Annotated in this window: 11 protein-coding genes; 7 read left to right on the top strand and 4 right to left on the bottom strand. The window is 43.7% G+C overall.

What is annotated here, in order from left to right; genetic code table 11:
- Window positions 1-229: 229 nt before the first annotated feature.
- Window positions 230-742 carry a hypothetical protein gene (locus tag A4S05_RS36830; protein WP_069074697.1) on the top strand — a complete coding sequence of 171 codons (513 nt, stop codon included), beginning with the start codon at window positions 230-232 and terminating at the stop codon, window positions 740-742.
- A 128-nt stretch (window positions 743-870) separates the two neighbouring features.
- Here the strand turns inward: A4S05_RS36830 and A4S05_RS36835 are convergent, their stop codons facing one another.
- The 3 genes from A4S05_RS36835 to A4S05_RS36845 all read right to left on the bottom strand — a co-directional run bounded on the left by A4S05_RS36835 (window position 871) and on the right by A4S05_RS36845 (window position 3,325).
- Window positions 871-1,221, bottom strand: a complete 351-nt coding sequence (locus A4S05_RS36835) for a DUF1257 domain-containing protein (RefSeq protein ID WP_015136553.1) — start codon at window positions 1,219-1,221, stop codon at window positions 871-873.
- A gap of 142 nt (window positions 1,222-1,363) precedes the next feature.
- Window positions 1,364-2,875: a stress-responsive protein Ycf46 gene (locus A4S05_RS36840; RefSeq protein WP_069074698.1), complete on the bottom strand. Its 1,512-nt coding sequence runs from the start codon at window positions 2,873-2,875 to the stop codon at window positions 1,364-1,366.
- Window positions 2,876-2,971: 96 nt separating this feature from the next.
- The gene (locus A4S05_RS36845; RefSeq protein ID WP_069074699.1) at window positions 2,972-3,325 is read right to left on the bottom strand and encodes a slr0373 family blue light stress response protein; all 354 of its coding nucleotides are present in this window, start codon (window positions 3,323-3,325) and stop codon (window positions 2,972-2,974) included.
- Between the two features lie 642 nt (window positions 3,326-3,967).
- Between A4S05_RS36845 and A4S05_RS36850 the strand changes: the two genes are divergently transcribed.
- From A4S05_RS36850 to A4S05_RS36865, 4 genes are all read left to right on the top strand, one after another.
- On the top strand, window positions 3,968-4,486 hold the full coding sequence (locus A4S05_RS36850; protein ID WP_069074700.1) for a hypothetical protein: 519 nt from the start codon (window positions 3,968-3,970) through the stop codon (window positions 4,484-4,486).
- A 153-nt stretch (window positions 4,487-4,639) separates the two neighbouring features.
- Entirely contained in the window at window positions 4,640-5,794 is a 1,155-nt protein-coding gene (locus A4S05_RS36855; RefSeq protein ID WP_069074701.1) for an NAD-dependent epimerase/dehydratase family protein, read from the top strand.
- A 500-nt stretch (window positions 5,795-6,294) separates the two neighbouring features.
- Window positions 6,295-7,440, top strand: a complete 1,146-nt coding sequence (locus A4S05_RS36860) for a glycosyltransferase family 4 protein (RefSeq protein WP_069074702.1) — start codon at window positions 6,295-6,297, stop codon at window positions 7,438-7,440.
- A gap of 123 nt (window positions 7,441-7,563) precedes the next feature.
- The gene (locus tag A4S05_RS36865) at window positions 7,564-10,161 is read left to right on the top strand and encodes a GAF domain-containing protein (protein ID WP_069074703.1); all 2,598 of its coding nucleotides are present in this window, start codon (window positions 7,564-7,566) and stop codon (window positions 10,159-10,161) included.
- A gap of 76 nt (window positions 10,162-10,237) precedes the next feature.
- Here the strand turns inward: A4S05_RS36865 and A4S05_RS36870 are convergent, their stop codons facing one another.
- Entirely contained in the window at window positions 10,238-10,513 is a 276-nt protein-coding gene (locus A4S05_RS36870) for a DUF7219 family protein (protein ID WP_069074704.1), read from the bottom strand.
- A 686-nt stretch (window positions 10,514-11,199) separates the two neighbouring features.
- On the opposite strand from A4S05_RS36870, the gene purC reads away from it, so the two are divergent.
- Together purC and A4S05_RS36880 are read left to right on the top strand one after the other, a co-directional pair.
- The gene (gene purC, locus A4S05_RS36875; RefSeq protein WP_069074705.1) at window positions 11,200-11,937 is read left to right on the top strand and encodes a phosphoribosylaminoimidazolesuccinocarboxamide synthase; all 738 of its coding nucleotides are present in this window, start codon (window positions 11,200-11,202) and stop codon (window positions 11,935-11,937) included.
- A gap of 141 nt (window positions 11,938-12,078) precedes the next feature.
- A complete protein-coding gene (locus A4S05_RS36880) occupies window positions 12,079-14,640 on the top strand; it encodes a BamA/TamA family outer membrane protein (protein WP_069074706.1) in 2,562 nt (853 codons plus the stop codon).
- The last annotated feature ends 56 nt before the right edge of the window (window positions 14,641-14,696 follow it).

The following is a 14,696-nucleotide window of genomic DNA, read 5'->3' on the forward strand; positions in this document are numbered from 1 at the left end:
ATAATTTCAGCTTAAGCCTTGTGAGCTTTCTTACAATTGCCCCCCACTTTTAAAACATCCTCTTAGATTTGCTACTAAAATTTATGGAAAATATAAGGAAGGAAAAAATGTTTTTAAAGGTGAGTTAACACTTGAAGATTGGAAAGAAATTGGTATAGATACAGCTACAGGTGCAACACTTAGTAGTGTATCAGCGACAGCAATTTATGGGTTAACTAATTTCGCCGAGATGTCTGCACCTTTAGCTGGTGCATTTGTCAGTGCTGGTATGGAAGTTGCCAGTTTAGTCAAAAGTTGGAATCGCGGAGAAATTTCTTCAGAAGAATTTGTAAAATTGAGTTTATTTGCTTGTGCAGACTCTGCAATAGTGGCAACTGGAGCAGCTATAGGACAAGCATTGATACCTATTCCTGTTCTTGGTGCGGTTATTGGTTCAATTGCTGGTCGTATAGTTTCTGATTTCTGCAAAAATTTCTTAGGAGAAAATACAAAACTATGCGAGCAAGTAGAGCAGCATTATCAAAAGTTACTTGCTCAAATTGATCAGGATTACAAGACTACTGTTGCTAATATTATTGCTACTTACGACAAATTGGGCGACCTAGCTAAAGCAGCTTTTGATCCTAAATTAAATCTAAAATTGAGACTGGAAGTTAGCATTAAGCTAGCTGAGTCATACGGGGTTTCTGATTCAAATATTATTCACAATGTAGATGAACTAGACTTATTTATGTTTAGCTGAGTACAAGTAAAAAATAAAACATTATAAAAATCGGGACTGAGATTTATTTCTCAGTCCCGATAAAAAAGCGGGCTAACCGCTATTTATATGGTTAACCCGTGCAGCTTTGGGAACGCGCAGAGAAATTGTTATTGCAATACCAACTTCACATTGGCGTTTTGCAGACCGCGCTGTTTTACTTCAGCCAAAGTTTTGTTAACGGCATACTTTTGGTTGATTGAGTTGATCAACTCGGTTTGGTTGTGCTTCTTAGCAACGCCCCACAAGTCAGCGATTAGGTCAAAAGAACCATCGCTATTGCGAGACCAGCCGAGGTCATATTCGCCTTCCAACACGGCAACGATGTCAGAACGGACACGCTGACCGTTATAACCACGGACATCAGCTTCAGTCTTTACGCTGATACCGAGGTCGCGCAAAGAAGCTTTGAGGATTTCGGCATCGGTGATCTTGGTACGCAGGGTGCTAAAGTGAGACATTTGGGTTTCCTCCAATGAGAAGATTGAGAAAAACGACAACGGTTTGTTTTGGGCGAAGCCGCGCTTAATTAGGATGCGGCTTTTCTTATAACTGCTAGCATTTTCAGCTAGCCTTTCCCCCTGGGATGGCAGAGGAAAGCTTTTAAAACTCCATTCGCTGATATTCAGCTACGGAGGATGCTGCGGGGCGTGCACGCTGTCTGGCCCAATCTCTCAGAGCCGTTACTTGTTCTTGCATCGTTCGAGACAGCGGCAATGTTGCCTTCAGTGCAGCAATAATATCTAGTTGGGTGAACTCCCGATCTTGGGCAAAAGCTTCATACATTGCCGCAACGATCGCTTGCTCAACTTCTGCCCCAGAAAAGCCATCAGACATCTTAGCTAGTTGCTCAAGATCAAATCGAGAGATGTCTTCACGGCGTTTCGTCAGGTGGATATTAAAAATATCCTGCCGTTCTTCTGGTGTTGGCAGATCCACAAAGAAAATTTCATCAAAGCGTCCTTTCCTCAAAAACTCGCCAGGTAAGCGTTCTACTCGGTTGGCGGTTGCCATGACAAACACTGGTGACTTCTTATCTTGCATCCATGTGAGGAAAGAGCCGAAGATTCTACTTGAAGTCCCCCCATCAGAATCTGAGGAACCTCCACTACCAGCAAAGGATTTATCTAATTCATCGATAAACAAAATCGCTGGAGAAATAGATTCTGCTGTTTTCAGGGCGTTTCGCAGATTTGCCTCACTTCGTCCCACCATTGAGCCGTCGTAGACTCGCCCCATATCCAACCGCAACAGTGGTAAACCCCACAGCCGGGAAGTAGTTTTGGCAATCAATGACTTACCGCAACCGGGAACACCTAGAATTAACATCCCCTTTGGTTGAGGCAAACCATACTCTCTCGCTCTTTCTGTGAAAGCGTTAGAGCGTTGCTTGAGCCATCTCTTTAACTCTTCTAAGCCACCTACAGCATCAATGGTTTCATCTTCTTCGATGTATTCTAAGATCCCATTGCGGCGAATTAGTTGCTTTTTCTCAGATAAAACAATATCTACTTCATCTTCCGTCAAACGCCCTGTAGTTACCTGTGCCTTACGGTAGACTTTTTCAGCTTCGTCTTTAGTTAGACCTAAAGCGGCTCTGAGAAGTTTTTCTCTGGCTTCTGTTGTCAGCCGCCGACCACGATTTTGCTCTATATGGTGAGTTAGTACTTTATTCAACTCAACCATATCTGGCAAAGTAAAGTCGAGAACAACAACTTCCTTTTCCAGTTCTATAGGCACTTGTTGCATCGGAGACATCAAAACGATGTTCTTCTGCATACCTTTGAAACTAGCGATCGCATCACGTAACGATCTGTTAGTTGCAGGCGCATCTATAAAGGGATGTAAATCTTTAAGAATAAATATACTTGGTTCTTTCTGGCGGATAATCCACTCAATCGCCGCCTCTGGAGACACGGTATTATGTTGAGTAACATTCCGGGGTTGACCATACTCCACAATCCCGTGTGTTACTGTCCAAATAAATACTCGGCGCTGGGGCTTTAACAACTGGGCGATTGTGGAAATTGCTTGCTCGGCCCTCTCTTCCTCGGAGGTCACAAGGTAGATTAAAGGGTATTGAGCTTGAATTAGGATATTGAGCTCTTCTTTCATACTTCGACCTACTTGAGACCTTATAGAGACAGTAGAGACATTGCTTCTGGTAAAGACAACCGAATCATGAATGAATAATTCATAATTCCTATTTATTTAGCAAGGAACTAACTCTTCCTCACCTTTGGGATGGGTTTCATCTTCATCCATCTCATCAATGGAAAGATGCTCTTGACCAACTAATCCTGGTTGATTGCCCAAAGCAACCAGTTCCCCATCACGTAAAATTAGTGAACTATCACAAGTTGGGCATGAATAAACTCTATGAGTCCGCCCATAAGAAGAATCTTCCGCCTCGTCAACCAATTCTGAATTAGATAGGTAAAAAACGAGGGCACGTTCGGCAAGCTCTGACATTGGTTCTGAATCGACTGCTGAACGAATCTTCAGTTTCTTGTGCAACTCTGGCGATAAATACAAAGTGACCTTTTGCTTAGTTTGCGTTTGCATATAACTCTTTAACGGTCTTACCCGGGTATGTATATCAAGTTATAGGTTCTTTTATTAGTTGTCAAGACAGTAAAGCGTTTTGACGCTAATTTTGTTACATTCGTTTACATTCTCGACTGAGATGCTATTTATAAATAGCCATCATCAACTGTATGCAGCAGAAAATTTGATGGGTTGTGGTTCGTAGTCAGTGGCTCTAACCCTTGAAATTGAGCAATTTATCGAACAGAATAAAGGCGTCAGTCGTCAGAATTCAGCAATGTTTTCTGTATGACTGGCGGTGCTTCGTAGCGTATACCCTTCGGGATGCTTCGCTTAGAGCGACGCAGGAGCGTCTGAATAATCGGCATAATCGGCGTTTTTGCACCCCCACCAAATTTTCAAGTTGGTGGTGCAACAATTCCTGCGCCGGTCTAAATCCACGACTAATAGCGTTGCGGAAAGCGAGTCTTGTCTACGACACGCTACGCGAACGAGCGTCTTTATTCTGACTCCTGAATTCTGACTTCTGAATTCTTCTTCAACGCTGACTACAAATCTAATGTTGTGGCAGACTACTAGTTTGCTGATTGAGAATGGTGCAATATCTGAGTTTCTGGTATTTCTATAAAATCAGTGACTTTGACAAAATGTGTAATGTAAATGGCGACTGCTAATAAAACCTGTAGTTTGGGGCGAATAATTTATCGGTTTGCCGCCAGCCTTAGCCGAGTCATTGCCCTGTTAATAATCCTGTGGGGTTGTACTGCCAATGATTTTAACGCCGGAGCGATCGCCTGGAAAACTTATAGCAACTCCCGTTATGGCTTTGAATTTCCATATCCGAGTAACTGGACTTCTTTAGCAGTCCCAACAAATGATGATGGAATTGCGTTTATTTCACCACAGGATAACACCGTGGAAATTCGGGGATGGGCAAGTCAGTATCTACCAAATGATCAAGAGACCGGAAAAAAGCTAAAATCCAACTTTAAAACAGCCCAAGGAGTATCAGGGGTAATGGTTGTAGAAGTTGATCAGCGAGTAGGTTCAATGACACTGACACTAACTCAAAGTCAAGTGAAATACTATTGGCAGGGACGAAGCAAGAGCCAAGAATTTCCAGAGTACTATCGTTTGTTTTATTACATTGCTCAACAGTATCGGATTTTAAAGTTTTGAAATTTGAGCATTGGTTGTTAATTCTTCTCCCCTTGCCTCCCCTGCTTTTTCCCCGCTCTCCACTTCCCAAAATCCACATTTCCCTCAGAATGATGATTAAGAGGGGACAGAAACCTGGTAGATTTAGCTATCAGCGAGTAAAAACTGGTGAAGATGAAAGTCCTGGTTATTGGTGGTGATGGATATTGCGGTTGGGCAACTGCTCTTTACCTTTCCAATCGAGGTTATGAAGTTGGAATTTTAGATAGTTTGGTGCGGCGGCACTGGGATAATGAACTTGGTGTTGAAACTCTCACTCCGATCGCACTAATTCAACAACGTCTCCAGCGCTGGCAAGATTTGACAGGTAAATCGATCGACTTGTTCATCGGCGATATTACGAATTACGAATTTCTCCATAAAACATTACAGCAGTTTCAGCCAAATGCTCTGGTGCATTTTGGTGAACAGCGTTCGGCCCCATTTTCCATGATTGACCGAGAACATGCAGTTGTTACCCAGGTCAATAATGTAGTTGGGACGTTGAACTTACTGTACGCCATGCGGGAAGATTTCCCGGACTGTCATTTAGTGAAGCTGGGGACGATGGGTGAATACGGTACACCCAACATCGATATAGAAGAAGGGTATATCACCATTGAACACAATGGACGCAAGGATACCCTACCTTATCCCAAGCAGCCCGGTTCAATGTACCATTTGAGCAAAGTTCATGATAGTCATAACATCCACTTTGCTTGCCGGATTTGGGGATTGCGGGCAACAGATTTAAACCAGGGTGTAGTTTATGGCGTCTTAACCGAAGAGACGGGAATGGACGAACTATTGATTAATCGGCTGGATTACGATGGTGTGTTTGGTACAGCACTAAACCGCTTTTGTATTCAAGCAGCAATTGGACATCCGTTAACTGTCTACGGTAAAGGTGGACAAACTCGCGGATTTTTAGATATTCGGGATACAGTCAGATGTGTAGAATTAGCGATCGCTAACCCTGCACAACCAGGTGAATTCCGCGTATTTAACCAATTTACCGAACAATTCAGCGTCGGTGACTTAGCCTTGATGGTGAAAAAAGCTGGTAACGCTATGGGATTGAGCGTAGAAATCAATCACCTAGATAATCCCAGAGTTGAAAAAGAAGAACATTACTTCAACGCTAAAAATACAAAATTGCTCGATTTAGGTTTACAGCCTCACTTGCTCTCTGATTCTCTACTCGATTCTCTGTTAAACTTTGCCATCAAGTATCAGAAACGAGTTGATCACAAACAAATTCTGCCTAAAGTCTCTTGGCACAGAAATTAAGTTAAACCCCAGTAAATCGTGGGTCTAAAATTGGTCGTCGTATTTTAGCACAATATGACGACCAACCATTTATTATTTATCGAGGATGTTGGAGGCAGAGGGCAGGATAGCGCAGCGTTAGCGAGTCCGCGAGCGTCGGCAGGAGGAAAACTGCCCGACGCTCCTTTCCTGAGCTACCGCTGCGCTATCTGTAACAGCCCGCGACCATAGGGTCTTGGGTTTAAGACAAGAACTCCAAAAATTCTAGTTTTGTGGCTCTTTTTCAGGAGGGGTTTGAATCCTATAAGTGAAAAAACCTCCTGCCTCCTGCCTCCTGCCTCCTGCCTCCCGCCTCCTGCCTCCTTCAACAGGCGTATCGTCCAGCTACTACTAAATTTGCCGTTTACTACAGTTATTTTGACTGTGCAAAATTGATTACAGCACACGAGACAGTTTATTCTGTGTTTAAAGCAAAATGCACTCTTAAGCTGAGATTATCTGCCTGGACTGAATAGTTTTATATGAGAATTGCTCTATTTACCGAAACCTTTTTACCCAAGGTTGACGGCATTGTAACGCGCCTGCGCCATACTGTTGATCATCTACAGCGTAGTGGTAATCAAGTGATGGTGATTGCCCCTGATGGAGGCATCACAGAACACAAAGGCGCTAAAGTTTACGGCGTTAGTGGCTTTCCTCTGCCATTGTATCCAGAATTGCAAATGGCATTACCCCGCCCAGCTATTGGTTATGTTTTAGAAGAGTTTAAGCCAGATGTTATTCATGTCGTGAATCCAGCCGTTTTGGGTTTAGCAGGCATATTTTACAGCAAAATCCTCAAAATCCCCTTAGTGGCGTCTTACCATACCCATCTACCCCAATATCTTCAGCACTATGGCTTGGGTATGCTGGAAGGTGTTCTTTGGGAACTGTTGAAAGGCGCTCATAATCAAGCAGCTTTGAATCTGTGTACCTCCACAGCAATGGTGGAGGAACTGACAGCACACGGTATCGAACGTGTAGATTTATGGCAACGTGGGGTGGATACAGAATTATTTCACCCCGATCTAGCTAATGTAGAAATGCGATCGCATTTATCACAAAATCATCCAGAAAGTCCATTGCTACTTTACGTTGGACGGCTTTCTGCTGAAAAAGAAATTGAGCGCATCAAACCAATTTTAGAGGCAATTCCCCAAGCGCGGTTGGCATTGGTTGGGGATGGGCCCCATCGTCAAGCACTGGAAAAACACTTTGCTGGCACAAACACTTATTTTGTTGGCTATCTCATGGGGCAAGAATTAGGTTCTGCCTTTGCAAGTGCTGATGCTTTTATCTTTCCCTCCCGTACAGAAACACTAGGCTTAGTACTACTAGAAGCGATGGCCGCTGGCTGTCCAGTGGTAGCAGCCCGTTCGGGGGGAATTCCTGATATTGTGACAGATGGGGTAAATGGATATCTTTTCGAGCCAACAGCAGATGTTCAAGGGGCGTTAGCTGCTACTGTCCGCCTTCTAGAACAAAAACAACAACGAGACATCATTCGTCAAAATGCTCGCCAGGAAGCAGAAAGTTGGGGTTGGGCAGCCGCCACCAGACAGCTACAAGATTATTACCAAAAGGTAATAATTTCTGAACAGTTAGCAAAATCGGGGAGTAGGGAGTAGGGAGTAGGGAGTGGGGAGTGGGGAGATGAGGGAGATAAGGGAGCAGGGGGAGATAAATAACTCCTAACTCCTGACTCACAACGTCCAAAATCTAAAATCTAAAATCTAAAATCTAAAATTACCATGACACTCCCCAATCCTGGCAGCGTCTTGGCTACATTAACTGAACTGACTCAAGTTAATCGTACTCACGCTCTACTACGTCGCGTCAAAGATTTATCTGTTAATGAATTTGTTTGCTTACTCGACTTTATAACTGCTGAATTCCAGCAATTTCTTAGAGCTATTGAACTAATCAATAATGAAGCTCTAGAAACTATGTTGGAAAAGGTACTAGAAGCTATCACACTCAAAATTGGTCAAATTCTGCAAGCAGAACACACAGCCATTTTTTTAGTTGACTATGACAAAGGTCAACTGTGGTCAAAAGTTCCTCAAGATAATAGCCAAAAATTCTTAGAAATTCGTACTCCCATTACAGTGGGTATCCCCGGTCATGTTGCCAGTACCGGTCAATATCTCAATATATCTGAAACTTATACTCATCCCCTATTTAGCCCAGAACTTGAAAAACAAATGGGCTATAAAATCCGTAATATTTTATGTATGCCCGTTATTAGTAGCAAAAACCAGACTGTCGCGGTAGTACAACTGGCTAATAAAACTGGGAATGTTCCGTTTAATCATGATGATGAAGAACGTTTTCGAGACTTTGCTGCTTCTATTGGTATTATTCTGGAAAGCTGCCAATCTTTTTATGTAGCTGCTCGTAATCAAAGAGGCGCAACAGCTTTGTTGCGGGCAACTCAGACACTAGGGCAAAGTCTTGATTTAGAAGCAACTTTGCAGATAGTCATGGAGCAAGCCCGGATTTTAATGCAAGCAGACCGCAGCACACTGTTTTTATATCGTAAAGAGATGAGCGAACTCTGGACGAAAGTTGCAGCGGCGGCGGATGGCACAAACTTGATAGAAATCCGTATTCCCGCTAACCGTGGCATTGCTGGTTATGTAGCTTCCACTGGTGAAGCCGTAAATATTTCCGATGCTTATAAAGATCCCCGCTTTGACCCAACGACAGATAGTAAAACTGGTTATGTAACTCGCAATATCCTCTGTTTGCCAGTATTTAATTCTGCAAATGAATTGATTGGAGTCACGCAATTAATTAATAAGCAACAAAGCAGTTTTACTGCTTCTGATGAAGAATTTATGCGGGCTTTTAATATTCAGGCAGGAATTGCTTTAGAAAATGCCCGCCTGTTTGAAAATGTGCTGTTAGAAAAACAGTATCAAAAAGACATTTTACAAAGTCTGTCAGATGCGGTGATTTCTACAGATATGGCAGGACAGATTGTCACAATTAATGATGCGGCCTTGCAATTGCTGGGTTGTCCGATAGGAGATGTTAATAGCAAGAACAACAAGCTTTTGTGGGAACAAAATTTGATTGGCCGCTTAGTTTGGGAAGTTGTGCCAATTGAAAATCTCCAAATGCGACTAGAAGATAGTTTAAAAACTGGAGCTAAACATTATGTGCCAGAACAAAGTTTGATGCTGGGACTTTATCAAGTTATGAGTGAGGAGTTAGGAGTTAAAAATGGAACTCAACACTCAAAATTCAAAACTCAGGATTCGATTTTTGCACTACGCGATCGCACTAACCCCGATTTTTTCATTCCCTGGAATCTACCCCTCACTCCCCAATCTGAGTTTCTCACCGCTGATGAGGTACAAACACTAGAGCGCAGTATCAATCTCACTGTTAATCCCCTAACTAACCCAGAAGGCGGTGTCCGCGGTGGTTTGGTGGTGTTGGAAGACATTAGTCAGGAAAAACGGATGAAAACTACTATGTCTCGCTACCTAACGCCCCATGTCGCTGAACAAGTTATGGCACTGGGGGAAGACGCTTTAATGGTGGGTGAGCGTAAGGAAGTAACCATCTTGTTTTCTGATATCCGGGGCTACACAACACTTACAGAAAATCTCGGTGCAGCTGAAGTAGTATTGCTGCTCAATCAGTATTTTGAAACGATGGTAGAGGCGGTTTTTAACCACGAAGGCACTCTCGATAAATTTATTGGTGATGCCTTAATGGCGGTATTTGGTGCGCCGCTACCACTGACAGAAAATCATGCTTGGAGGGCTGTGCAGTCAGCTTTAGATATGAGACGACGCTTAGATGAATTTAACCAACGGCGGATTATTCAGGCGCAGCCACAAATTCGTATTGGTATTGGGATTAGTTCTGGGGATGTGGTTTCGGGTAATATTGGTTCCCGCAAACGGATGGATTACACCGTAATTGGTGATGGTGTAAATTTGAGTTCGCGCTTAGAAGCAGTAACCAAGGATTATGGTTGTGATATTCTTTTAAGTGAATTTACTTACCAATTGTGCAGTGATCGCATTTGGGTGCGCCAGTTAGATAAAATCCGAGTCAAAGGGAAACACCAGGCAGTTAATATCTACGAGTTAATTGGCGATCGCAATACTCCCCTAGATGCCAAAATCCAAGAGTTTTTGTTTCACTATCATACTGGACGCGCGGCTTATCTATCGCGCAACTTCTCACAAGCGATCGCCAGTTTTAAAGCCGCCAAATCCATCCAACCCCAAGACCAAGCTGTTGATATCCACCTAGAACGCGCACATAATTATCAACAAACGCCGCCCCCAGAGTCCTGGGATGGTGTCTGGACAATGCTTACTAAGTAGTCGTCATGGGGCATAGGGAATTGGTTATTAATTTTGCTCCCCTGCTCCCCTGCTCCCTCATCTTTGCGTCTCGCGTTCAACCTTCAACCTCTCCCTGGTCATCCTGAAACGGGTCTTCGCCAATTCGCAGTTCTTTCTTTGAGTGTTTCAACTGTTTCCATAGCTCCTTTATTTGTTTGTAAGCTTCACCTGGAGGCAGTTTTCCACCTGTTTCTAAATTGCAAATGTAGCTGACTCGCTGGGCAAATTCCTGTAGATTTGCATTAAAAACCAAGTTTTCAGGCTTTACCTGACCGTAGTAGCGGCCACGGGGAAAGAGAAAATCATCTTTGTTCACTATGTTTTTTTCCATTTATTCAATTTACTTTGTGTTTGGATCTCTTAAGCTGACTCACTAGCTGCCTTGATCTTTACTTTCGTCAGACTTGGGGAAATCAAATCATTCAACTCCTTTTTCAATTGGCGATGCCGGAATTGGTTGACTCAGATTTTGATACTAAAGGAGAAAGCTTAAAATACTTTTGTTGTAAATGTTACAGAAAAAAGTTTCTGCTAAAGTAACTAGAGAGAAATTTGATTTTCCTCCCAGTTGTCAATTTATCTCATCTTAATTTATGAAGTTCCAATTGTAATTAACTTCAGTCGAAACCCGGAGTCAAAAACTATTAAAACATATCCGTATATCTTGCTAAAATTTTACCCGCAAGAATAGCTACATTTTAAACAGTAAAACTACTTAGAAGAATATACTAGATACCAAAGCTAATTGTCCTCTGTTAAAAGTTAGAGATTTAGTAGTGAGTATTTAGCAGAGGTTTTCCAGAACCCGTGAAAAGTCAGATTCAGCAATATGAGGGGCGTTGGGCATGGTTATTTTCCTTGTCCTCCTTGTCCCTTTTATTTCCTTTGTTTTCCTCTGCCCAATTATCGGTAGCTCCGCTTCCTCTTCAACAATGGCTAATAGTTAATAACTAAAGATAAAATGGTGAAGCCTCAAAGGACAACTTGTGTCCATCGCCTAAAACTTTATCTGCCACCATGTCTGTTAATTCCAAGTTATACGAAGGCAAAGCTAAAATTCTCTATACAACGGACGATCCGGAAATCCTGTTGGCTGATTTTAAGGATGACGCCACGGCGTTTAACGCCCAAAAACGTGGCAATATCCAAGGGAAAGGAAAAATAAATTGTAGCATTTCCAGCCAGCTTTTTAAACAGCTAGAGGCTTATGGTATAAAGACTCACTTTATTGATAGCCCTGCCCCGAATCAGATGCGGGTGAGGGCAGTAAAGATTTTACCCTTAGAAGTGGTGATCAGAAATATTGCTGCTGGTAGTCTGTGTCAGCAAACAGGTTTACCAGTGGGTACAATTCTGAAACAGCCTTTGGTTGAGTTTTATTACAAAAACGATCAGTTAGGAGATCCATTGTTGACACGCGATCGCCTATACCTGCTAGAACTAGCTACTGCGGAACAAGTAGACGCAATTACACATCTTGCATTGCAAATCAACGAATTTCTCAATAATTTTTGGCAGCGGTGCGGCATTACTCTAGTAGACTTCAAACTAGAATTTGGTTTGGACTCACAACAGCAGTTGCTCTTGGCAGATGAAATTAGCCCCGACACCTGCCGTTTGTGGGATACCACAGAAGAGGACTTAAACCGCCGGGTAATGGACAAAGACCGTTTTCGTCGAGACTTAGGAAATGTAGAGGATGCTTACCAGGAGGTTTTACAAAGAGTGCTAAAAGCAGTAGAGAGTAATAGTTAAGTGGGTAAAAATCAATTAAACTCGTGTGGATTGTCCTTTGTCAATTTGTCAATTGTCCTTTGTCATACACCAATGACCAATGACCAATGACTAATGACTATTTGTGATGGTGTGTGGTCGTGAAGAGGAATTATAAGTAAAATGCGTTTATCTCCCGTATTGCTGGCAGTAGTAGCAATTACAGTCCCTTTCGGCGGTTCATTGAGTGCAAATGCAGAAACCGCCAACAGTTCAAAACAGACAACAGAAGTTTTGACACTAGAAACAAATCAGCAGCCAGAAAAGGACACAGGTCAGGTTGACTCTAGTAAAAGTTTAGAATCTCGACCTAATCCCACCGGGGATATAGAGGCGGATAAATCCCGCATTGTCGCAGTTTACCCTGCCAACCCAGCAGCGATGCCTGGGTTGGGCTACGCCTACGCGAATCCAGAGGTAATTGTGCCAACCTCCACAACGCCAACAACTGCACAAACCCCTGAAATAGCTCCTAGCCCTACTCAACAGCCGTCTCCCGCTCCAGATATTCCACTCCCAGATAGTCAACAAACAACGCCTTCCCCAACTCCTGAGACAACTCCAGTCCCAGAAAATGTCAACCCCCCTGTAACGGAACCTGTATTACCTACAATTCCAGGAGATACTCAACAGCCATCTCCCACTCTTGATATTCCACTCCCAGGTAGTCAACAACGAACACCTGCCCCAAGCCCAGGAACTCCAGGAGATATTCAACAGCCATCTCCCACTCCCGACATTCCACTCCCAGATAGTCAACAACGAACACCTGACCCAGCCCCAGGCACTACTCCAGAAAATACACAACCCGGCGCAGCCCCAGAAGCCAATGACCCCCGCGTACTGGTGTCGGAAGTAGTAATTAGATCACAGACTGGACAACTATCATCAGAACTAGAAGACCAAGTTTACAGAGTAATTCGTACCCAACCAGGACAAACGACAACCCGCAGCCAACTGCAAGAAGATATTAACGCCATCTTTGGGACTGGCTTCTTTTCCAACGTCCAAGCAGCGCCAGAAGATACCCCCTTGGGAGTACGGGTGAGCTTTGTTGTGCAGCCTAACCCCGTCCTGAGCAAAGTAGAAGTGCAAGCCAATCCTGGCACTGGTGTCGCTTCTGTACTCCCAGCGAATACTGTTGATGAAGTATTTAAGGAGCAGTATGGCAGAATCCTCAACTTGCGTGACTTGCAAGAAGGCATCAAGCAGTTAAACAAGCGCTATCAAGACCAAGGTTACGTACTAGCCAACGTGATTGGAGCGCCACAAGTCTCTGAAAACGGGGTTGTTACCTTACAAGTAGCAGAAGGGGTAGTAGAAAACATTCGAGTCAGGTTCCGCAATAAAGATGGTCAGGAGACAGACGAGAAGGGACAACCAATTCGGGGACGGACACAGGATTACATCATTACGCGAGAAGTGGAGTTGAAGCCAGGACAAGTATTCAATCGCAACACAGTCCAAAGAGACTTACAGCGCGTGTATGGACTGGGACTTTTTGAAGATGTGAATGTGTCCCTTGACCCTGGTACTGACCCCAGCAAGGTGGATGTAGTAGTGAATGTAGCTGAACGTAGCAGCGGTTCTATTGCCGCTGGGGCAGGGATTAGTTCTGCAAGCGGACTTTTTGGAACAGTTAGCTATCAACAGCAAAACCTGAACGGTAGGAACCAAAAACTGGGAGCAGAAGTACAGGTGGGAGAACGGGAACTGCTGTTTGACCTGCGGTTCACAGACCCCTGGATTGCGGGAGATCCTTACCGGACTTCCTATACAACCAATCTTTTCCGCCGCAGTTCCATTTCGTTGATTTTTGATGGCAAAGATCAAGATATTAGAACATTTGACCCAGGTGATCCCAATAATACAGATTCTCAGGATCGCCCCCGTATTCTCCGTCTAGGTGGTGGTGTCACCTTTACTCGTCCCCTATCTGCTAATCCCTATAAAAGTTCTGTCTGGACTGCCTCAGCGGGTTTCCAGTATCAACGAGTTTCCGCCCGTGATGCCGAGGGCGATGTCAGAGAAAATGGTGCAGTATTCGATGATAATGGCAACCTTATCCCCGGAACCGATGTTCCACTGAGCTTTTCTGGTTCAGGTGAAGATGATTTAGTGCTATTGCAACTAGGGGCACAGCGCGATCTCCGTAATAACCCTCTGCAACCCACTAGCGGTTCTTACCTCCGCTTCGGAGTAGACCAGTCAGTGCCTATAGGACAAGGTAACATTTTCCTTACCAGATTGCGGGGTAGCTACAGCCAATATTTACCTGTCCAATTGATTAACCTCAGCAAAGGGGCACAAACCTTAGCATTTAATGTGCAAGCAGGAACCATACTCGGTGACTTGCCTCCCTACGAAGCCTTTACCATCGGCGGTAGCAATTCCGTCCGGGGTTATGAAGAAGGAGCATTAGGTAGTGGACGCTCTTATGTGCAAGCATCAGTTGAGTATCGGTTTCCAGTTTTTTCAGTAGTCAGCGGCGCACTATTTTTTGATCTCGGCACTGACTTGGGAACTAGTACTAGGGCGGCTGAAGTATTGAACAAAAATGGTAGTGGCTTCGGCTATGGTCTTGGCGTTCGCGTTCAGTCTCCACTGGGGCCAATTCGGATTGACTACGGTATTAACGATGATGGTGATAGCCGGATTAATTTCGGTATTGGCGAAAGATTTTAATTTGTCATTTGTCATTGGTCATTTGTCATTGGTGAATAACAAAGAACTAATGACAA

It is taken from the genome of Nostoc sp. KVJ20 (genome assembly GCF_001712795.1).
In the GTDB taxonomy this organism is placed as follows: domain Bacteria; phylum Cyanobacteriota; class Cyanobacteriia; order Cyanobacteriales; family Nostocaceae; genus Nostoc.